The organism is Paenibacillus sp. MB22_1 (assembly GCF_047200555.1).
Classification (GTDB): Bacteria; Bacillota; Bacilli; order Paenibacillales; family Paenibacillaceae; genus Fontibacillus; species Fontibacillus phoenicis.
Genome location: NZ_JBLADV010000002.1, coordinates 431,785 through 452,180, shown reverse-complemented (window position 1 = coordinate 452,180; position 20,396 = coordinate 431,785). Strand labels below are relative to the sequence as shown.

The following is a 20,396-nucleotide window of genomic DNA, read 5'->3' as shown; positions in this document are numbered from 1 at the left end:
TGTCCTGATATCTTAAAAAAGGCTGCTTGCCGGGGTGCAGTTCAAAATCCTGGCTAGCAGCCTTGATATCGTTTATAGGAGGTGAAACCGCTCCAATTGATCCCAGAGCCCTTCTTCCTGCAACACTTCCCGCTGCTTCGGCCCGATTAGGTCGAAATGAGGGAACGGAGAGCGTTGATGAATGTAACGGGCGGGAAGGCCATGGGCCTCGCACCAAGCTCGGAGCCGCTCCAAGTTGGAGCAACCCACTTTGGTGACGGTCTTGGCATCCGGAAACCGCGGGTCCAGCCAATAGTGGGTCAGAAAACCAATTTCTCCGCTAGCCACCTTTCGCTTCCATGCCTCCAATTCCTCTCGCGACACGCCAAAAGCCACAGCTTCCCACCTCCTTCAAATTTAGTTATGAATCCCTCTCCACAAAAAGCTAACGATCGCTTCGGCCGCCTGCTCCGCTGACGGAAGCAGCTTATTTTTGTCGGCGTATTGACGTTCTCCCACCCGCAGCATCGAAACGTACAGATGGGCGGCCAGGTTTGGGTCGCTGCAGACGATCTCTCCTTGCTTGGCAGCTTGGGCGAACCCTTCGCGAAGCGTTTCGTACAGATCGTTTTCGTGGCGGATCAAAGTTTCCTGCTGCTCACCGGACAAATGATGCTGGATGCTGCGGAACATCTCGTCCATGTGAACCTGGGGAATCCTTAAATAGTTAATGGTAATTTTCAGCAATCTTTCCCGAAATGTCCCGGGCTCCTCCAATAGCTGCCGGATGCGTCCATTCACCCGGGCGAGCGTCGTCGCGACAGAGGCCACGAACAAATCCTGTTTGGTTGGATAATAGTAATCCTGAATTTCGAAAGTATCGCTTCTTGAAAATATGAAAAGGGCTCCGAATCTTTGGTAGAATGGTGTTTACTTGGAACACTACACCCAAAGAGAGGAGCACCTTATAGGTGAAGTCTACCACAACGATCAGCAAAATTAAAACAGAATTTTCACTACAAAACGCAACGAGCTGCGGCGGCATCAAAATCTTCCTGGCCTTTCTCGAAAAAATCAAACTGCCGGAGGCGATGTGCAGCCTCTCCGGCGGCAAAGCGCGCAACTCCCTCTTCCCCGTTTACCGTATTCTGCTCTATCTCATCGTTGGCTGGATGCTTGGCTGCGAACGGATTTTTCATTTCCGTCGTTTGCAAAGCGACGTGCTGCTGAGGCGCTTTCTCGGCGGCCGCTGCCCGCATCACAGTCTGTTGTACAAGGAATTGATCCGGCTTGGTCGTTTCTGTCCCTCTCTGGTTAACGAACTGCGGAGGCTGAATCAAGAGATCATTCGACCCTGCTTGCCACCTGAGCTGATTCTCGATCTGGATTCCACGGTAGAGACCGTGTATGGCGATCAGTCCGGCGCGGCCAAAGGCACAAATCCACACAAGCCCGGGCGTAAGAGCTATCATCCCCTGCTTGCCTTTGAAGGCCAGAGCCGACTAAACTTGAACGCCGTGCTTCGACCGGGCAATACGCACTCTTCCACCGATGCGGCCGACTTCCTGCGGCAAACCTTTAGACTGCTCGACGAACACAAAGTGAAGTACGCAAGGTTCGACAAAGGCTTTGGCGGTGAAGATTTTTACAGCTTGTGGGAGCAGCACCACATCGGCTATGTCGGCAAGCTGAAATGGACCCAGCGGCTGGCCAAGGAAGTTGGGGCTTGTCGTTACTGGACGCGATATGTCGACGAAGAGTGGATCATCGAAGGTATTTGCTTGATCTACCAAGCGACCTCCTGGAACAAGGCGCGTCGTGTAGCGATCATCCGTAAGGCGCAAGTGTTCGAGGAGGGCCAAGGCCGCATTGTATTCGATTCGGACTGGCAGTACGAAGCCATGGTGACTAATCTGGAATGGGAACCGATCGATTTGTGGCGATTCTACAATCAGCGCTGCTGCATGGAAAATTACATTAAGGAAGCCAAGAACGGGTTTTCCATCGATCGCATTGCGACAGGCGATTTTAAAGCCAACGAACTGGATCTGTTGATCAAGCTGCTCGCCTACAATTTGTTCGAGCGCTTCAAACGCGACTGCTGTGAGCCAGTGCATCAAGGTTATACGATTGCCCGGTTCCGCTTGGAATTCTTTCATTGCGCCGCGACGCTCATTCGGCATGGCCGCTCTATCCTACTCAAGCTTGCGAGGGACTTTCCCAGCCGTTATGTCTGGAAACGAATCGAGGTTCGAGTGGCGCAGTTAGAATAATGATAAGCAAAATTTTACATGGAAATCAGGACTGCCTCTTCATTGGGGAGGGGGAAAGACCATCCGCTACAAGCTCCCGTCTCCATTGGGCATGGAAAATTCCTGCATTTTTACATCACAAGTCGTCATTGCTTCAGCATCTTGCATTGATCTTATGCGCTTTCGAAATTCAGGGTAATAAACGGTAGCTTTGGTGATCCCGCAATGCTCGGCAACCTGATTCATGGATACGGACTTATAGCCCTTTTCCATAAATAGAAGCGACGCAGAACGCAGGATCTGCTCGGACGTCGCCAGGGCGTCGGGCTGCTGGACGGGTCGTCCCAAGGCTTTTTTATGTGGCAGGGTCAACCGTGATCACCTCGAGCAACTTGTACTGAGCCCATATTATATCATATTTTCCGTTTGATAATTAACCTTCCGGTATATATAATTAATGATCAGAGTGATGTTTATCACCTCATGTTAGCAAACAAGAAAAGGGAGATGGAGACTTCAATGGACATGCTGCTTGGCAAAGCGGCCTTCTGGCCGTCCAAGAAGGGGCAGCTTGAACCAGAGCCGGTGAAAGGCGCAGGCCAATAATCGAAATATCTCTAATTAAAGCACTTGGAGTTCCGCCGGGGCAAGCGGGGCTTCGGGTGCTATTTTTTTGCAAGAAACAGATTACATATTTCCCGCTTGCCGGCCGCAGAATACGTGGATGCAGAACTGTTGAAATAAAACGAGGGAGACAAGAACATGGCCAAGGCGCAAAACGGAGAGGGGAAAAAAGGCGATCTACGCTGGTGGCAGCTCTCCTTGCTGGGGGTGGCATCAACCATCGGCACCGGGTATTTCCTTGGATCGGGGATCGGGATCCGCATGGCGGGGCCATCCATTCTGATCGCGTTCCTGCTGGCTGCGGCCGGGACTTATACGGTATTTGAGGTCTTAGCCCGCATGACCGCGGACCAGCCGGAGCAGGGCTCCTTCCGTTCCTATGCGAAGCGGGCCTTTGGGCGCTGGGCGGGCTTCGGCAGCGGCTGGGTGTATTGGAGCTCGGAGCTGCTGATCATGGGCAGCCAACTGACGGCATTATCGCTATTCTCGCGTTTTTGGTTCCCCGGCGTGCCGATGTGGATGTTTGCGATTGGATATGCCGTATTAGGGCTGGGCGTGATTTTGCTTGGCAATAAGGTGTTTGATTCGATGGAAAATGTGCTGTCGGTGATCAAAATCGCTGTCATCCTTATGTTCCTGGGGGTGGCCGCTGCCGCGCTGATGGGCTGGATTCAGGGAGGCGGCGGGAGAGCGCCGGAATTTCCGCAAACGGTCAAGTCCTTCTTTCCAACGGGAGGGATGGGCTTGTGGTCGGGATTTATTTTTGCGTTTTACGCCTTTGGCGGGATCGAGGTAATGGGCATAATGGCGATTCGGCTGCGTGATCCGAAGGAAGCTCCGAAATCCGGTACGATCATGCTGCTGTTGCTCTCGGTGGTGTACTTGCTGTCGATTGGGCTTGCCGTCACTTTGGTGGCCTGGAACACCTTCGACCCGAAACGCAGTCCATTCGTAACGGCCCTCGCCCAATATCCGCTGCCGTTTATCTCCCATGTGTTTAACGGCGTGCTGATCGTAGCCGGCTTCTCTACGATGGTCGCTTCCTTGTATGCGGTGACGACGATGCTGGTTACGCTCGCGAAGGACAAGGATGCGCCGCCGTTATTCGCACGGAAAGGCTGGCGGGAGCGGCCGTTGTTTGCCATTGGCCTCACTACCGCCGGACTTGCAGCTTCCGTGGTGATGTCCTTTGTCATGCCGGGGCGCATATACGAGTACATTACGACATCGGCCGGATTGCTGCTGCTTTATAACTGGTTTTTTATTCTGGTGACATCGGGTAAGCTGCTCAAGCTTAGCGGGTTTGGGCAAGTCAAACGGTGGGGCGGCATGGTGCTAATCGCGATCGCGGTGTCGGGGACTTTGTTCCATGACACGAGCCGGCCGGGATTCTGGGGAAGCCTGGCGTTTGTTGGCGTCATCGGGATCGTGACCTTCATTATGCAGCTGGTCGTCTGGAAGCCGAAGAAACAGGCCAAGCGGCGGGGCCGCCCAGCCAAATCGATGGTACTGCGTCCAAAACGGACGACGTGATCGAAGGGAGCTTGACTTACCATCGTTGCGCGAGCAGTAAAAAGGCTTGATATCCAAAATAAAGCCCAAACCCAATGAGGGACAGGCCGGACAATATCGATATCAGCATCAGGACCCGGTTCGTTAGCAGCTTGCGGAACACGCTGGCAAATCCGGCCATCGTGAAATCCCATACCAACAGTCCGACAATAATAGCGCTGCTGTTGATGATCAAGTCATGAGTCCGCATATGAGCTGCGGCTTGAGCTAATACCGAACCGTATATCCCCAGCCAGAATAAGATGGACAGCGGGTTGCTGACGGACATGAGAAATCCGGACAGGAGCGACTTCCGAAGCGGCTCGCTGCCTCTCATCCCCCCGTCGGGGATTTTGCCGGCTTGCTTCAGACTGTCGATGCCGATATAGGTGAGTACGAAGAACCCAAATAACCAGAGGAAGCTTTTCATAAACGGAGTGTTCAAGAAGTGCACCACCCCAAAATAAACGAGCAGCATGTACAGCAGGTCGGCGGATAGGGCGCCAAGGCCAACAAACCAGGCGTGCAGGAAGCCGCCGCGGATGCCTTTATCCAATTGGGCGGCGTTCACCGGGCCGATGGGGGCGGATAAAGATAAGCCAAGTAGCACATAGCTAAAAAAGCTGTTCATTGCTTAAACCTCCAAAAGTCAGAAATGATAACTTTGCTTGTACAGCATATTCAGGGAGGCACGCTTGTACGACTTCAAAAAATAGGAAGAAACCTCTTGCAAAACTAAAGGGTTTAGCTTAAATTAAAACTAAAGGTTTTAGTTTTTTGGGAGAGAGAGGCGATTTAGCGATGAGAATTACGGAATACGGGAAGTTAATCCAACTGTCTTTTTTACCCCGGTTTTTTCCGGTCAATTGTTATCTGGTCGAGGAAGAGGATGGCGTCACATTAATCGATGCAGCTTTGCCGTATAGCGCCAAAGGAATCTTGAAAGCTGTGGAAGAGATCGGTAAGCCGCTGACGCGGATCGTGCTGACTCATGTCCATGACGACCACGTTGGCGCGCTGGATGCCTTAAAAGCGCAGCTTCCTGAAGTTCCGGTCTACGTATCCGCCCGCGATGCGCGCTTGATGGAGGGCGACGTGTCGCTTGACCCGGGGGAGCCGACTTCGCCCATCCGCGGCGGGGTGCCGAAGAAGCTGGTGACCCGCGCCGACGTTACGTTTACCGATGGGGAGCGCATCGGTTCGCTGCTGGCCGTGGCGGCGCCGGGCCATACGCCGGGTTCCTTTGCGCTGCTTGATACGCGCAGCGGCGCACTGATCGCCGGCGATGCCTTCCAAACCCGTGCAGGCATTGCCGTGAGCGGCACCGTGCGCCCGCTGTTTCCGTTCCCGGCCCTTGCCACCTGGCATAAGGAAACCGCGCTCGCCAGCGCACGCAAGCTGGCCGGCCTGAACCCTTCGCTGCTGGCGGTAGGGCACGGGCCGGTGCTGAAGCAGCCGGCGGCAGCCATCGCCAAAGCGATTGCGGCGGCCGAGCGGGCATTAGGCAAGGCACCGGCTGCAAACGCGGCGGCCGTGACTCACCGGAAGGAGGATTCCCATGTCGCCGAGAATGGGAATTGACAGCACAGCGGTGCTGATGGCCGCTGTGGACGTTGCTAATGCGGAGGGGCTGGAGGCGGTGACGATTACTTCCATTGCCAAGAAGCTGGGCATCCGGCCGCCTTCCCTCTATAACCATGTCAGCGGTCTGGAGCAAATTCGGGTGGAATTGGCCAAATACGCGCTGGACCAGTTATATGAGCATATTTCCGCCGCTGTCGGTGATCGGGCAGGAGAGGCTGCGATCCGCGAGTTCGCTAACGCTTATCTCGAATTTGCTCATGCCTATCCCGGATTGTACGATGCGGCGCAAGCGGCGCCGGGGCCTGAACATCCTGCGCTGCAGGAAGCCGGCGGGCGCTTGGTGGATTTGATCCTGCGATACCTCGGCAGTTACCCGCTCACGGAGGAGCAAGCTTTGCATGCGGTTCGCGGGTTGCGGAGTTTGATTCACGGCTTTGCCTCGCTGGAATTGCGTGGAGCATTTGGTCTTCCGCTGGAGCTAAAGGACAGCCTGGCGTTTAATCTCGGCTTGTTCCTTCGCGGATTGGAGCAGGTTACGTAGTCACCTGGCGGTGAGATGGTTCTTCTGCCCAGCGTAAGAGGCGCTGTGAAGCGGGGCCGGCGATTCCGATTGACAATGATTTTTCGACTATGATACTTTAGGCTTGAACGAAGAGGAACGCAGGAAACCGAGGTGAAGCATCCGTGGGGAAGAAGAAAGGACGTTCCGTACCAAGCGCGCCAGCTAATGCGGCGGCAGACAAACCGGCCACGCTGAAGGATCTTCTTGGCCAGGATACGCTGGCGAAGCTGAAGGCGCAAGCTGAAGAACTGAAGAAGGAAGAGGAACGCCGCCAGGAGGAGGCCCGCATCCGCAAGGAGGAAGCGCGCCGGGCGGAGCAGAAACGGCTCGACAACGATTTCGAGCATCTGCTGAATACAAGTAATCTGGATTGGCACAAGTTTAAATAAAGCGTCACGGATGAAGTGGCGATGGATAGACGATAATGAACGGCCAGATGACAGCCATATGCCAGCAAAGAGATAGCCATAAGTTCGGCATAAGATTGGCCATAAGACAGCAACGGCAATGCGGCTCCTGAAAGAGGGAGCTTTTATTTTTGTGCATAGAGTTAAGGAGGTGACGGATGATGGAGAGTATCGGGGCGTGGGTCGTCTTTTTCTTGGTGATCGTGGCGCTGGGGTTGTTTAACCGGAGGTTCAAATATTCGGCCAAGGTTCGGGAATCCTATGAAGAGCTGACCTCGCTGGCGGAGCGGACCCGCAAAGGACGGACGACCAAGGCGGATCTGGCGCGGTGGGATGCCGCTTTGGCGAGGCTGGAGAAGTACCCAAGCGAATACAATAAGCTCGATCAGGAGATTGGCTTGCGCAAGGCATATGTCCACTATTTGGAGCAGCATTATCCGGAAGACGAGCGGCTTCCGGAACTGCGCGAAGCGGCCGGGTTCCAGAAGGATTCCGTCTGGGGGATTAAAATCAAATCTTGATTTTGACAGGTCCATCGGGGCGTGATACCATGGGGGAGTCCAAAACTTTTGACATTTTGGTGGTGCCGATGAACAATAAGATCAAGCAATTCCGGAAGCGGCTGGGCTTAACCCAGAATGAGCTGGCCGCGGAATGCGGCGTCACGCGCCAAACGATCAATTGCGTGGAGAACAACCGGTACGACCCGACGCTGGAGCTGGCTTTCAAGCTTGCGAAAATTTTGCAGACGAAGGTGGATGAACTGTTTATTTATGAGTAAATTCAACCGCAATTACATCATTACGATGGATGATATTGTAAGAGAAGGGGATCCTATTCTCAGAGTGGTGACGGAGCCGGTCAGCATCCCCCCAACCGAGGAAGACCGCGAGGAAATGGCGGCGATGCTGCAATTTCTGAAGAACAGCCAGGATCCCGAGATGTCGAAGAAATACAAGCTGCGGGCGGGCGTGGGGTTGTCGGCGAATCAGATCGGACTGAACAAGCGGATGTTCGCAGCTCTGCTGATGGACGAGAACGGCAAGGATCGGCCGCTCGCTTTGTACAATCCGAAGATCATCAGCCATTCTCAGGCGATGACGTATTTGCCGGAGAGCGAGGGCTGCCTGTCGGTCGACCGGACGGTGCAGGGCTTCGTTCCACGCTACGAGAAGGTCCAAGTGAAGGCATACGATGATGAGGGCAACGAGATCAAGCTTCGGTTCAAAGGCTTTGACGCAATCGTGATGCAACATGAGATCGATCATCTAAACGGTATCATGTTTTATGATCATATCAATCCGGAGCATCCGTTTAAGCTGCCGAGCGGTGTGCCGATTTCCAGTTTATATTAATGCTTCATCCCAGCTTGAAGAAAGCCTGCAAAAGTGCAGGAATTATCACCGGATTCCCGCATTTCGCCGAAAAAAGATGCAAAAATACAGGTATTTTTCTGCGATATCTGGAAATCGAGCAGTTTCTCAAATTAAACCTGTATTTTTGCAGGCTTTCCCTGATTAAGCCAAGTTTTTAGAAAAAATACCTGCACTTTTGCAGGCATTCACGCATGCAGTTCATTATCTTAAAATCACGAACGGAGGAATTCCTTTGTCAACTCAATCCCAATCCATTACTGCTATGATCGATCATACGCTGCTCAAGGCGGACGCCGGACGCGCCGCCATTATTAAATTAGCGGAGGAAGCCAAGCAATACGGCTTCGCTTCCGTATGCGTTAACCCGACCTGGGTCAAGACCGCAGCGGAGGTTCTGAAAGACTCCCCGGTGAAGGTGTGCACCGTCATCGGTTTCCCGCTGGGCGCCTCGGCGCCGGAAGTGAAGGCGTTTGAAGCGTCTCATGCGATTGCCGAAGGCGCGGGCGAAGTCGATATGGTCATCAACATCGGCGCGCTCAAGGACGGCGACGACGGGCTGGTCCTCCGCGATATCGCCGGGGTTGTTCAGGCCGCGGCAGGCAAAGCGCTGGTGAAGGTCATTATCGAGACCTGCCTGCTCACCGACGAGGAAATCGTGCGGGCCTGCAAGCTGTCCGTGGAAGCCGGAGCGGATTTCGTCAAAACGTCGACCGGGTTCTCCACCGGCGGGGCTACCGTCGAAGCGGTGGAGCTGATGCGCAAAACGGTAGGTCCAAACGTTGGCGTGAAGGCGTCCGGCGGCGTGCGCACGCTGGCTGATGCCGAAGCGATGATCAAGGCGGGGGCAACGCGCCTTGGCACCAGTGCCGGCGTGGCCATCGCCCAAGGTCAAAGCGGCCAAAACGACTACTAAAATCAAGTGACATGAGGGAGAAACAGGGTGCTATTCCAGAGCGGTGGTGGAAATAGTACCCTTTTTTTCATTTCATCCAGACTTTTTATGTCCCCTTTCCGTTACAGCTACAGATGTCTCCCGCGGAAGGCATAACTTGATAAAATGTTCGGAAAAGAGGAACCGTATGATACCAATTGATCCCAAAATACACGCGCGGCGGCTTCGCGCTGCACGATGTCACCTTAACGCTAAACGAAGGGATGGTGGGCCTCCTGGGTCCCAACGGCGCAGGGAAATCTTCGCTGATGCGCATTTTGGCCACGCTGATGCCGCCCACTTCGGGCGATCGACCAATTGCGGTTGAAGCCGGGGATCACTTTGCGCTTATTTGAACCGGTATGCCGAAGGGCGAACGGTCATCACGGCGGTCCATGAGCTGAGCGAATGGGAGGAAGCGGCCGATCATGTGCTGTGGCTGGATCGGGGGAAGGTTCGCTTTTACGGAGGGAAAACATCCTGGATGGCAGACCCCTACCGGGTGTGGCAGGGGACGCTGACGCGCGAGCAATTTGATCAGTGTCCGGAGGCCGGGTTGATCGAGTTTCGGGAAACGCCGGAAGGAATCTATGCCAAGCTGGTTGGCGAAGCCCCCCTCTTTCCGGGGCTCCGCGAAGGTGAGCCAACGTTCGAGGATGCTTATTTTATCCGGAAATATCAACGGGTTTATCTCAATCTAAATAATTCATATAAAAATTATAGGATTTCCTATTTTCAAATCACACGAGATGTGAGAGAATATGAAAAAACATTCTTGGTTTATCATTATTTCGATGATTTGAAGGAGGAATTATCCATGTCTGAAGAGCGTCAATATGCCCCAGAAACGCTGGCGATTCACGCCGGCCAGGAGATCGATCCCACTACATACTCCCGGGCGGTCCCGCTGTACCAAACGACGTCGTATGGTTTTCGCGACACCGAGCATGCGGCGAATCTGTTTGGCTTGAAGGAATTCGGCAATATTTATTCCCGGATCATGAACCCAACCAATGATGTGTTCGAGAAGCGTGTAGCTGCGTTGGAAGGCGGCGTCGGGGCATTGGCGACGGCATCGGGTCAGGCGGCGGTCACTTTCTCCATCTTAAATATTGCCGGGGCGGGTGACGAAATCGTCTCCTCCACCTCGTTGTACGGCGGTACCTATAATCTGTTTTCCACAACGTTGCCTAAGCTTGGTGTGCACGTGAAGTTCGTGGATTCCTCGAATCCGGAAAACTTTCGCGCAGCGATCACGGACAAGACGAAGGCGCTTTACGCTGAGACGATCGGCAACCCGAAGGGTGACGTGCTGGACATCGAAGCGGTCGCGGCGATTGCCCATGAGCATGGGATTCCGTTGATCGTCGACAATACGTTCCCAAGCCCGTATTTGCTGCGTCCGATCGATTTTGGCGCGGACATCGTCGTGCATTCGGCAACGAAGTTTATCGGCGGGCACGGTACCTCGATCGGCGGTATCATCGTTGACAGCGGTAAATTCGACTGGGCTGCCAGCGGGAAATTCCCGGGCCTGACCGAGCCGGATCCAAGCTACCACGGCGTTGTATATACGCAAGCAGTCGGTCCGCTCGCTTACATCATCAAGGCCCGCGTTCAGCTGCAGCGCGATCTTGGCGCTTCGTTGTCGCCGTTTAACGCGTGGCTGCTGCTGCAAGGGCTGGAGACGTTGCATCTGCGCGTGGAACGCCACAGCCAGAACGCCCTGAAAGTGGCGCAATATCTGGAAGCGCATGAACTGGTAGAATGGGTCAGCTACGCGGGATTGCCAAGCCACCCATCCTATGAACTGGCGCAAAAATACTTGCCCAAAGGCCAAGGCGCCATCCTCACGTTTGAAATTCGCGGCGGCGTGGAAGCCGGTCGCAAGCTAATCAATAGCGTGAAGCTGTTCTCGCATTTGGCCAATGTCGGCGATTCCAAGTCGTTGATCATTCATCCGGCCAGCACCACGCACCAACAGTTAACGGAAGCGGAACAATTGGCCGCCGGCGTCACGCCGGGTTTAATCCGCTTGTCCGTAGGGACGGAGTCGATCGACGACATCCTGTATGATTTGGAGCAGGCGATCGCTGCGAGCCAGGCCTAATAGCATTTATACCGAATTTATACTGAAGCCGCTGAATCGGAGGACCATGTTTGTCCGTCCGGTCAGCGGTTTTTTCGTGTGCGGACAGGGGCTGATGCCGATGTGGGTCTGAAGCTGCGGTCAACAGGTGTTTACAAAATGGAAATATCGGCATATAATAGAGTCAAAAGTTTCTCTTAACCAAAATTATTGACCTGATTCAACAATGATTATCGTTCTCATTTGTGAGCTGCTCCGGGAAGATCCCGGGGCAGCTTGCGCCATTTTTAAGGGGTTAACAATAATATTCATTCTCAGCTAACCCGATTACAAGGAGGAATTTATGATGGAATTTGTCCATAGAAGAACGTTGTCGGAAGTGAACCAAACCGCCCATCAACCGAACCCGGGCGGGAAGCGGCGGGGCGATTGGAGGCGGCTCTTGAGCCACCGGGAGATGCTGCTTGCGCTGGGCAGCGGCGGGCTGATGCTGACCGCATGGGCCTGGGAGAACCAGGGGACGCTGCCTTGGATCTCCGTGGCGCTGTATATCGCGGCCTATGCGGTCGGCGGATATGTGAAAGCCCGGGAAGGCTTGATCACTTTAATCCAAGAGCGGGATTTGGACGTGAATTTGTTGATGATCGCGGCGGCGCTCGGTGCCGCCTCCATCGGCTATTGGAACGAAGGGGCGATGCTGATCTTTATCTTTGCATTAAGTGGCGCCTTGGAATCGTTCGCCAGCGAACGGAGCCGGAAGGACATCTCGGCGCTGATCGCGATGAAGCCGGAAACCGCGCTTCGCGTTGGCGAAGATGGGATGGAGCTGGTGCCGGTGGAGGCGCTGGCCGTGGGCGACCTGCTGCTGGTGAAGCCCGGGGAGGTGATCCCGGCCGACGGGATCATCCGCACCGGAAGCTCTGCGGTAAATCAATCGGCAATCACCGGAGAATCGATCCCGGTGGATAAACAGCCGGGGGATGGGGTGTATGCCGGAACGATCAATGGAGAAGGGGCGATTTACGTGGAGGTGTCCAGCCCGGCGGAAGGCACCTTGTTTGCCAAGATCATCACCCTTGTGGAGCAGGCTCAGCAGGAGGTGCCGGGGACGCAGCGGTTTATTAAGCGGCTTGAAGGCATTTACGCCAAGACAATTGTAGCCGCAACGCTAGCCCTCATCCTGCTCACGCCGTGGCTGCTTGGCTGGAGCTGGTCGTTCGCCTTTTACAAGGCGATGGTGTTTCTTGTAGTAGCTTCACCGTGCGCGATTGTATCGTCGGTGATGCCGGCCATGCTCTCGGCGATGTCGAAGAGCGCCCGCAAAGGCGTGCTGTTCAAGGGCGGAGCCCATATGGACCATCTGGGCAGCATTCGGGTCGTCGCGTTTGATAAAACCGGGACGCTGACGGAAGGATCGCCGGTGGTGACCGGGCTGTACACCATCGAAGGCGTTGACCCGCGGGAGGTGCTGGCTGCCTGCGCTGCGGCGGAGAGCCTGTCGGAGCATCCGCTGGCTCAAGCGATCGTACGCAAGGCGCAAGCCGAAGGGCTGCCGATCGACGGGGCCGAGGAGCTGCGGGCGCTACCGGGCTGGGGCATCGAAGCGAAGGTCAGCGGCGCGGCGTGGCGCATCGGCAAGGCGGACGATGGCGACTCGATGCTACCGGGGCCGCTGGCTGAGCAGCTTCGCCGATGGATCGCCGAGGGGCACACCGTCTCCGTCGTTCAGCGGGACGATGCCAACGTCGGCCTCATCGCGCTCCGCGACGAGGTTCGCCCGCAGGCCAAGGCAGCCATCGCCCGGCTGCACGAGCTGGGTGTCGCCGTCGCGATGTTGACCGGCGACCGCAGCGTGACCGCACACGCGCTGGCCAAGGAGATCGGCGTCGACCTCGTGTACGCCGATCTGCTCCCGCAAGAGAAGGTCGCGCATGTCAAGGCGCTGCGGGAGCGCTATGGCAGCGTCGCGATGGTCGGCGACGGCGTCAACGACGCGCCGGCGCTCGCAGCCGCAAGCGTGGGCATCGCCATGGGCGGCGGCGGCAGCGGGGCCGCGCTGGAAGTGGCCGATGTCGTGCTGATGAACGACAGCATCGAGCGGATTGCGGAGACGATCTCGCTCGCCCGGCGGGCTCGGCGGATCGTGAAGCAGAACCTGGTTTTTGCCGGTGCCGTTATTCTGATGCTGATCGTAAGCAATTTTGCGGCGGGTATTCCGCTGCCGTTTGGTGTCGTGGGTCATGAGGGCAGCACGCTATTGGTGATTCTGAACGGGCTGCGGCTGCTTCGGTAGTGGTTTCGATAGTGGTTTCGGTAGCGTCGCGCGTAGTGGCTCGCGCTGTGGTCCTGACATAGCGGTCTTCACCATTCCTTCATTTAACCTTCACCAAACCTATCCATTACAAAGATTGACAGATTCCTGCAACGTTCACATAATTAGAATCAAGCCATCTTATATCTATAATTTGTGATGAATCCATTTGAAAGGATTTGAGGATATGTACAAATCAATTATTATCGGAACCGGCCCGGCAGGGTTAACCGCTGCAATATATCTGGCCCGCGCGAACATGAATCCGCTGGTGATCGAAGGTCCGCAGCCAGGCGGCCAATTAACAACAACCACGGAAGTAGAAAATTTCCCGGGGTTCCCGGAAGGGATCATGGGCCCGGAATTGATGGATAACATGCGCAAGCAAGCCGAACGTTTCGGAGCTGAATTCCGCACGGGCTGGGTGAACAGCGTGGATCTGAGCCAACGTCCGTTTAAACTTCAGGTAGAAGGAATTGGTGAGCTCGTGACTGAGACATTGATCTTGTCGACAGGTGCTACGGCTAAATACCTGGGCATCCCGGGCGAAGAGGTGAACGTTGGACGCGGCGTAAGCACTTGCGCGACCTGCGACGGCTTCTTCTTCCGCAACAAAGAGATTATTGTGGTCGGCGGCGGCGATTCCGCAATGGAGGAAGCCGGATTCTTAACCCGCTTTGCTTCGAAAGTCACCGTGGTGCATCGCCGCGAAGAGCTGCGCGCCTCGAAGATCATGCAGGATCGCGTGCGCAGCAACGAGAAAATCGAGCTGGCCCTCAACCGCACGCCGCTTGAAGTCATCGCCGGAGAGCATGGGGTTACCGGCCTGAAAGTGCGCAACAACGCAACGGGCGAGGAAGAAATCATTCCGGCCAGCGGCGTATTCGTGGCGATTGGCCATCAACCGAACACCTCGTTCCTGGGCGGCCAAATCGATCTGGATGCCAACGGGTATATCGTGGTGAAGCCAGGCACTTCCGAGACCAACGTTCCGGGCGTCTTCGCTTGCGGCGACGTACAGGACACCCGCTACCGCCAAGCGATTACGGCGGCAGGAAGCGGCTGCATGGCTGCGATCGATTGCGAGAAATTCATCGAAAGCATGGAGCATGAGCAAGCTGCAGCAGCTGTAAAATAAGGAACAGCAAAACGGCGATACAGGAAGGGCCTGTATCGCCGTTTTCTTTTGCATGGAGCAATCAATTTATCGTTATGCTTCCTAGATAAACAGTCCGGCAATCAGTTGGAACACGAAATATCCCAACACTCCGCCGCCGATTAAGGCAAAGCCCGCCCGCTTGCGGCCCTGGAACAATCGCAGTACACCGAGGCTCACCATGGGAGCCACAATCAGCAGAAAAAACATGACGGCTAAAAATAATTCCACCGAAATATCCGAAATATTTACGATAGTCATCCAATCGATTCTCCATTCCTATGGAAGTCTGAAAATTCACGCAATGACATTTATCACATTTTTTTATATTTTTTATTATACATAAGCCCTGCTTTCATTTGTAGAAGCTGATTGTGAATTTTAGGAAACAGATTTTCGTGAGATCTCGAAGGAACCGCCTTACGGGGGCTGTCCAAATCCTGTTTTGCGTTCGACAAAACTAGTAAGCTTTTGCAGGAGAGGCTGTGTTACAATGGGCTTGATCGAAAGATTGGCAGAAGAAATCGTTTATGCAGCTTGACCGGAAGGTGAGGGAAGCCAGATGGGAAAGAAAATCGGGAGACTTTCAACAGGTTGGCTCATAACCGGGGTGATCGGCGGTTTACTGCTGAGTACCGAACCACTTGGAGGGATTGCCGTCCCGGTTCAAGCGGCGGCGGAGCCGGCGACGGTCACGACCGCCAAGCAACTGCAGGCTAAGCTGGCGCAAGGGATGGAGGCGCGGAACACGACGATTACCTTGAAATATAAGGGGTCGACCAAAAATTTGGAGAATCAGCTGAAGCAAGCGGTGCACGATGCGCTGGAAGCCGATCCGTATACGAAATATATCGTGGATCGTTACGTCTACTCCTGGCGAGGCACAACGGGATCGGCCAAGATCACGCTGCAGGTTCATTACCGCGAAACGGCTGAGCAGACCGCTTACGTCCGCCAAAGCGTGAAGAACATCCTCAAGCAGCTGATCCAACCGGGCATGAACAACCATCAGAAAATCAAAGCGATTCACGATTATGTCGTGTTGAACCTGAAGTACGATACCGATCTGCAAAAATATACCGCTTATGAAGGGCTCAAAACTGGCGAAGCGGTATGTCAAGGCTACGCCTTGCTGACTTACGAGTTGCTGAAGGAAGCCGGGATTGAGAACCGTTTAGTGGAAGGGACGGCGGGAGGCCAGCTGCATGCGTGGAACCTCGTGCGTCTCGACAACCGCTGGTACCATCTGGACACGACCTGGGACGACCCGGTCCCTGATGTGCCCAAGCGGGTCAATTATACGTATTACTTGCGAACCGATGAGCAGATGAGGCAGGATCATATCTGGAAAGCGGCCGATTATCCTCGGGCGTCCGTACCTTATATCAAAACCCTGCAGGCGCTAATTGAGGCAGGCGGGGAGAAGAAGCAAACCTATCTTGCGCTGAAGACTGCGCTGGGGTACGACTTATACGACGCCGACGCGGCAGTGTCCACCGCCAAAGGACTGGCAGAACGGGTCAAGTCCGGCATGAAGGCCGGAAAAGCCACGGTGACCGTGCGTTACGCCGGTTCGGATGAGCAGTTGCTGGAGGACTTGACCGGGCTGTACAACCTGGGCATCCGAAATATCCGTTACCTGATGCAGCCTTTGGAGGGAACGGATGATTTGCGGGTTGAGATTCATTGGGAATAAGGATGAAAAAAATAAACGAGCAAGGATCACCGACACCTCATGTCGGGTGACCCTTGCTCGTTTTTGTTTACTTGTTGCCCCCACGCTCGCGGCCGGCCATTTGCTGCCAGACCGTTCCGGCGGCTTGCTCGCCGGACTCGATCCGCTCGACGGCCATGCGCGCTTGCAGACCCACCTCAAATTCAGGGTCGTCTACCGCTGCGCGCAGCGCCTCTAAGGCATCATCCGTGCCGACCTCGTAGAGGAAGCGGGCCGCGCGCCAACGGACCAGCTTGCTGCTGTCCGATAGCGCCGCGATCATCGGCCCCGTGGCCGCCGGATCGCCGATGTCGGACAGCGTATCGCCGGCGGTGCGCCGCACGGCGGCGGAAGCGTCGCGCAGCGCCTCGTACAGCAGCTCCATCGCCTCCGGCGTCCGCAGGTCGCCGAGGTAAACGACGGCGAGCCGGCGGAGCTGCATTTGCGGGTCGCGCAGCGCCTCCGCCAGCAGCGGCAGCGCCTCTGCGCTTGGCTGCTGCAGCGACTCCAGCGCGGCGTAGCGCACGCGCCAATCCGGGTCCTTCATCCGCTCGCGGATTTCGTCCAGGCTAAGCGCGCGCCGCTGCTCGACGAACTCCGTCTCGCTGCGGCCGTGGGCGATCGCTTGCTCGACGATGCCTTTCAGCCGCTCCGGCGGATACGCCGCCTCCAGCTCCTGCTCGATCTCGCGGGCGATGTCAGGCAGCTCGCCGTAGCGCACGCCGTAATCGACGAGCTTGCGCTCCTTGATCAGCGTGGCGCTGGCCACCTCGGTGACGGCGTTCACGAACCGCTCGGACAACGAAATCCGTTCCTCTTGGTTCCCCGCCTTCACCCGAATTTGCATCGGGATGCCGCGGAAGAACTGCACAAAGACCTGCGCCTCCCCGTATCCTGAGGCTTCCCCGCTCTCCGGGGTCCAGGCCGATTCCACGCCTTCCTGTCCAAATTGCTTCTGCACTTCGGACAAAATTGCCGCCCAATCAGCGTTCCCTTTCCGATCCAAGGCAACAAAATCAGCGGTGTGGAACACGCTTTTGACCCCGGGGATCTGCAGCAATCCGCGAATCCAAGCGGGGGCAGAGCGTTCGTTGTTCAGCGTATATGTTTTCCGAATCCCCGGCTCCAAGCTTTCATCCAAATGCAGCTTCATCGTATTTGGGCTGGGGGTCGGTTCGATAAAGACGATCTTCATTGATCATCACGGCTCCTTTCTGTAGATGAGGCCTTTAATCCCAGATTGGTTTAATTTTAAACTTTTCTTGTCTATTGTACCTCAATGCGGCCTATTGCCCAACCCTCATAGGAATAAAAAGGAACATCCGCGACACACTAAATGGGCAAGGAGGCGAAGGCATGTTCCGAAAACAAGAGCGAACCCTGGCGATCGTATGTCTCATCGTAGCCGTGATCATGCTGTATGCCTTCATCAAAAGCTTGATTCGTTTCCTCCATTACTTCTCCTGAAGGAGCTTGAGTTATGGCAAATCTTGACTCGGTCACTTTAAGCCGGATGCTTACCGGGCTGACCTTGTTCGTACATATCATCTTTGCGTCGATTGGCGTTGGCGTGCCGCTGATGATCGCGCTGGCGGAGTGGCGGGGCATTCGCGCGAACGATCCGCATTATACGATGCTGGCTCGCCGCTGGGCTCGCGGCTTCGTCATTTCTGTGGCAATTGGGGTCGTGACCGGGACGTCCATCGGCTTGCAGCTCAGCCTGCTCTGGCCCACCTTTATGCTCGTCGCCGGACAGGCGATTGCGTTGCCGCTGTTTATGGAGACCTTCGCCTTTTTTGTGGAGGCGATTTTTCTGGGGATTTACCTTTATACGTGGGATCGATTCAAAAATAAGGGGCTGCACCTGCTCCTGCTGATTCCGGTCGCCATCGGCTCTTCCGCTTCCGCCTTCTTCATTACCACGCTGAACGCCTTCATGAACACACCGCAGGGATTCACGCTCAAAAACGGGGTGATCGCAGACTTCCGTCCGCTGGTGGCGATGTTTAATCCGGCAACGCCAACCAAGGTGTCCCATGTCCTGGCTTCCTCGTATACGGCCAGTGCGGGAATTCTGGCGGGCATCGCGGCTTTCAGCCTGCTGCGCGGCCGGGATCACGTCTATTTCAAAAAGGCGCTGAAACTGACGGTCGTCTCCTCCTTCGTGTTTGCCCTGGCGACGGCGGTGATTGGGGATTTCTCCGGCAAGTTTCTGGCCAAGTATCAACCGGAGAAGCTGGCGGCGGCGGAATGGCATTTTGAAACGATGGAACGGGCACCGTTGATATACGGCGGCGTACTGGATGAGGCCGGGAACGTCAAATACGCGCTGAAAATCCCGTATGCGCTTAGCATCCTTGCCGGTAACTCGCCCAATACCCGGGTCATCGGGTTAGAGGAGTTCCCTGTAGATGAGCGTCCGCCTTTGCTGATTCATTATATGTTTGATCTCAAGGTGACGATCGGGGCGCTGCTCGTCCTGATTCCGTTCCTGTATTTGCTGCGGCGCTACTTGCCCGGCGGCAAGACGAAGGTTCCGGTCTGGCTGCTGATCGGCATTTTGGCGCTGGGGCCACTGGCGATGGTCGCCATCGAGCTGGGCTGGATGTTCGCTGAGTTTGGCCGTCAACCGTGGATCATCCGGGGCTATATGAAGGTGGGGGAAGCCGCTACCACCTCGGAAAGCGTTGGCCCGATGCTGCTGATGTTCGCCGTGCTGTATCTGGTCCTGTGCCTTTCCTGCGTTTACGTATTATCCCGGATGTTCCGCAACAAGGATGTGCTCACCGAGCTGCGGCAAGCCGGGCTTGAGGGAGGAGACGCACAATGAGCTATGAGCTGGTCGGCATTACGGTGTTGTGGACGTTCCTGTTTGGCTATTTAATCGTCGCTTCCGTTGACTTTGGTGCCGGATTTTTCAGCTATTACAGCGTGATAACCGGCCATGAAAACAAAGTCCACGACATTATTCAGCGGTACTTATCCCCGGTGTGGGAAGTGACCAACGTGTTTTTAATCTTTTTCGTCGTTGGTTTGGTCGGGTTCTTCCCGGATTCCGCTTATTATTACGGCACGGCGCTGCTGATTCCCGGCAGTCTGGTTACCGTGCTGCTCGCCTTGCGGGGCGCTTATTACGCTTACAATACCTATGGCGCAAGTAAAGCGAACAATAAAACGTATATGGCGGTCTACGGGGCAACGGGTCTGCTGATTCCGGCGGCCCTTTCGACGATCTTAGCTATTTCGGAGGGCGGTATCATTGGCGAGCGCGACGGGAAGGTTGTCTTGGATTGGGCAGCCTTCTTAGGCAATCCGTATACCTGGTCGGTGATCCTGCTGGCGCTCGTGTCGGTGCTGTACATTTCGGCGATGTTTCTGGCGTTTTACGCAGATAAAGCGGAGGATCAGCGGGCTTTCGGAGTCCTTCGCGGGTATGCGCTGCTGTGGAGCGGGCCGACGATTCTCGCCTGTGTGTTCGCCTTTTTTCAGATCAATCGGCAAAACCCGGAGCATTTCGCACATATGTTGGAGGTAGCGTGGATGTTTATCGCCTCTTTGATTTGTTACCTGGGGGCCGTCATCTTGATGTGGAAAAAGCGGCGGCTAGGCTGGTCGTTCCTGCTGGTCATGCTGCAGTTCGCGTTTGCTTGGTACGGATATGGCCGCAGCCACCTTCCCTATATTCTCTATAAGCAGGTGAGTATCTACGAGAGCTTCACCAACGAGACGATGGCCGTCGCCTTAATCACCGCTTTCGTTGCAGGATTGTGTATTCTCATTCCTTCCTTGTTCTTGCTGATGCGGTTGTTTTTGTTTGACGCCAAATATGTAAGAGGCAATTCGCCGGGGAAAGGGTGAAG

At 55.3% G+C, this 20,396-nt stretch carries 21 protein-coding genes and 1 pseudogene; 16 read left to right on the top strand and 6 right to left on the bottom strand.

The features are described 5' to 3' along the window. Positions 1-72: 72 nt before the first annotated feature. On the bottom strand, positions 73-375 hold the full coding sequence (locus ACL02P_RS13850) for a hypothetical protein (RefSeq protein ID WP_009226880.1): 303 nt from the start codon (positions 373-375) through the stop codon (positions 73-75). A 21-nt stretch (positions 376-396) separates the two neighbouring features. Continuing rightward, the gene (locus ACL02P_RS13845; RefSeq protein WP_412837498.1) at positions 397-810 is read right to left on the bottom strand and encodes a hypothetical protein; all 414 of its coding nucleotides are present in this window, start codon (positions 808-810) and stop codon (positions 397-399) included. A gap of 140 nt (positions 811-950) precedes the next feature. On the opposite strand from ACL02P_RS13845, the gene ACL02P_RS13840 reads away from it, so the two are divergent. Continuing rightward, complete coding sequence (locus ACL02P_RS13840; RefSeq protein WP_089550006.1) at positions 951-2,252, top strand: IS1380 family transposase; 1,302 nt, start codon at positions 951-953, stop codon at positions 2,250-2,252. A gap of 66 nt (positions 2,253-2,318) precedes the next feature. Here ACL02P_RS13840 and ACL02P_RS13835 read toward each other — a convergent pair whose 3' ends face one another. Next, entirely contained in the window at positions 2,319-2,603 is a 285-nt protein-coding gene (locus ACL02P_RS13835; RefSeq protein WP_412837497.1) for a TetR/AcrR family transcriptional regulator, read from the bottom strand. A 390-nt stretch (positions 2,604-2,993) separates the two neighbouring features. Between ACL02P_RS13835 and ACL02P_RS13830 the strand changes: the two genes are divergently transcribed. Next, positions 2,994-4,388 (top strand): amino acid permease, encoded by a 1,395-nt coding sequence (locus tag ACL02P_RS13830; RefSeq protein ID WP_412837496.1) that lies wholly within the window; start codon positions 2,994-2,996, stop codon positions 4,386-4,388. Between the two features lie 16 nt (positions 4,389-4,404). Here the strand turns inward: ACL02P_RS13830 and ACL02P_RS13825 are convergent, their stop codons facing one another. Beyond that, positions 4,405-5,037 (bottom strand): LysE family transporter, encoded by a 633-nt coding sequence (locus ACL02P_RS13825; RefSeq protein ID WP_009226877.1) that lies wholly within the window; start codon positions 5,035-5,037, stop codon positions 4,405-4,407. Between the two features lie 170 nt (positions 5,038-5,207). Between ACL02P_RS13825 and ACL02P_RS13820 the strand changes: the two genes are divergently transcribed. The 11 genes and pseudogenes from ACL02P_RS13820 to trxB all read left to right on the top strand — a co-directional run bounded on the left by ACL02P_RS13820 (position 5,208) and on the right by trxB (position 14,804). Next, a complete protein-coding gene (locus tag ACL02P_RS13820; RefSeq protein ID WP_009226876.1) occupies positions 5,208-5,987 on the top strand; it encodes an MBL fold metallo-hydrolase in 780 nt (259 codons plus the stop codon). Beyond that, the gene (locus tag ACL02P_RS13815; RefSeq protein WP_009226875.1) at positions 5,965-6,531 is read left to right on the top strand and encodes a TetR/AcrR family transcriptional regulator; all 567 of its coding nucleotides are present in this window, start codon (positions 5,965-5,967) and stop codon (positions 6,529-6,531) included. Before ACL02P_RS13820 ends, ACL02P_RS13815 begins: the two co-directional genes overlap by 23 nt. A gap of 143 nt (positions 6,532-6,674) precedes the next feature. Next, on the top strand, positions 6,675-6,941 hold the full coding sequence (locus ACL02P_RS13810) for a YqkE family protein (RefSeq protein WP_009226874.1): 267 nt from the start codon (positions 6,675-6,677) through the stop codon (positions 6,939-6,941). A 176-nt stretch (positions 6,942-7,117) separates the two neighbouring features. After that, positions 7,118-7,480 (top strand): hypothetical protein, encoded by a 363-nt coding sequence (locus ACL02P_RS13805; RefSeq protein ID WP_260071925.1) that lies wholly within the window; start codon positions 7,118-7,120, stop codon positions 7,478-7,480. 68 nt (positions 7,481-7,548) lie between these two features. Continuing rightward, on the top strand, positions 7,549-7,740 hold the full coding sequence (locus tag ACL02P_RS13800) for a helix-turn-helix transcriptional regulator (protein WP_036646556.1): 192 nt from the start codon (positions 7,549-7,551) through the stop codon (positions 7,738-7,740). Beyond that, the gene (gene def / locus ACL02P_RS13795; protein WP_009226871.1) at positions 7,733-8,314 is read left to right on the top strand and encodes a peptide deformylase; all 582 of its coding nucleotides are present in this window, start codon (positions 7,733-7,735) and stop codon (positions 8,312-8,314) included. Before ACL02P_RS13800 ends, def begins: the two co-directional genes overlap by 8 nt. A gap of 283 nt (positions 8,315-8,597) precedes the next feature. Then, entirely contained in the window at positions 8,598-9,248 is a 651-nt protein-coding gene (gene deoC / locus ACL02P_RS13790) for a deoxyribose-phosphate aldolase (RefSeq protein WP_036646551.1), read from the top strand. A gap of 179 nt (positions 9,249-9,427) precedes the next feature. Continuing rightward, positions 9,428-9,574: pseudogene (locus tag ACL02P_RS13785) on the top strand (ATP-binding cassette domain-containing protein); the annotation flags it as partial. Between the two features lie 509 nt (positions 9,575-10,083). Continuing rightward, positions 10,084-11,376 carry a homocysteine synthase gene (locus tag ACL02P_RS13780; RefSeq protein WP_009226868.1) on the top strand — a complete coding sequence of 431 codons (1,293 nt, stop codon included), beginning with the start codon at positions 10,084-10,086 and terminating at the stop codon, positions 11,374-11,376. Positions 11,377-11,701: 325 nt separating this feature from the next. Then, complete coding sequence (locus ACL02P_RS13775; RefSeq protein ID WP_412837495.1) at positions 11,702-13,648, top strand: heavy metal translocating P-type ATPase; 1,947 nt, start codon at positions 11,702-11,704, stop codon at positions 13,646-13,648. Between the two features lie 205 nt (positions 13,649-13,853). After that, positions 13,854-14,804 (top strand): thioredoxin-disulfide reductase, encoded by a 951-nt coding sequence (trxB, locus tag ACL02P_RS13770; RefSeq protein WP_009226865.1) that lies wholly within the window; start codon positions 13,854-13,856, stop codon positions 14,802-14,804. An 81-nt stretch (positions 14,805-14,885) separates the two neighbouring features. Here the strand turns inward: trxB and ACL02P_RS13765 are convergent, their stop codons facing one another. After that, positions 14,886-15,083 carry a hypothetical protein gene (locus tag ACL02P_RS13765; protein WP_009226864.1) on the bottom strand — a complete coding sequence of 66 codons (198 nt, stop codon included), beginning with the start codon at positions 15,081-15,083 and terminating at the stop codon, positions 14,886-14,888. Between the two features lie 301 nt (positions 15,084-15,384). Here ACL02P_RS13765 and ACL02P_RS13760 point away from each other — a divergent pair, with 301 nt between their 5' ends. Continuing rightward, complete coding sequence (locus tag ACL02P_RS13760; RefSeq protein ID WP_260071434.1) at positions 15,385-16,518, top strand: transglutaminase domain-containing protein; 1,134 nt, start codon at positions 15,385-15,387, stop codon at positions 16,516-16,518. Positions 16,519-16,585: 67 nt separating this feature from the next. Here ACL02P_RS13760 and ACL02P_RS13755 read toward each other — a convergent pair whose 3' ends face one another. Next, the gene (locus ACL02P_RS13755) at positions 16,586-17,731 is read right to left on the bottom strand and encodes a virulence factor (RefSeq protein ID WP_260071435.1); all 1,146 of its coding nucleotides are present in this window, start codon (positions 17,729-17,731) and stop codon (positions 16,586-16,588) included. A gap of 285 nt (positions 17,732-18,016) precedes the next feature. Here ACL02P_RS13755 and ACL02P_RS13750 point away from each other — a divergent pair, with 285 nt between their 5' ends. Next, positions 18,017-19,366 carry a cytochrome ubiquinol oxidase subunit I gene (locus tag ACL02P_RS13750; protein ID WP_412837494.1) on the top strand — a complete coding sequence of 450 codons (1,350 nt, stop codon included), beginning with the start codon at positions 18,017-18,019 and terminating at the stop codon, positions 19,364-19,366. After that, positions 19,363-20,394 (top strand): cytochrome d ubiquinol oxidase subunit II, encoded by a 1,032-nt coding sequence (locus ACL02P_RS13745; protein WP_412837493.1) that lies wholly within the window; start codon positions 19,363-19,365, stop codon positions 20,392-20,394. The genes ACL02P_RS13750 and ACL02P_RS13745 overlap by 4 nt, the downstream gene beginning before the upstream one ends. Positions 20,395-20,396: the final 2 nt, after the last annotated feature.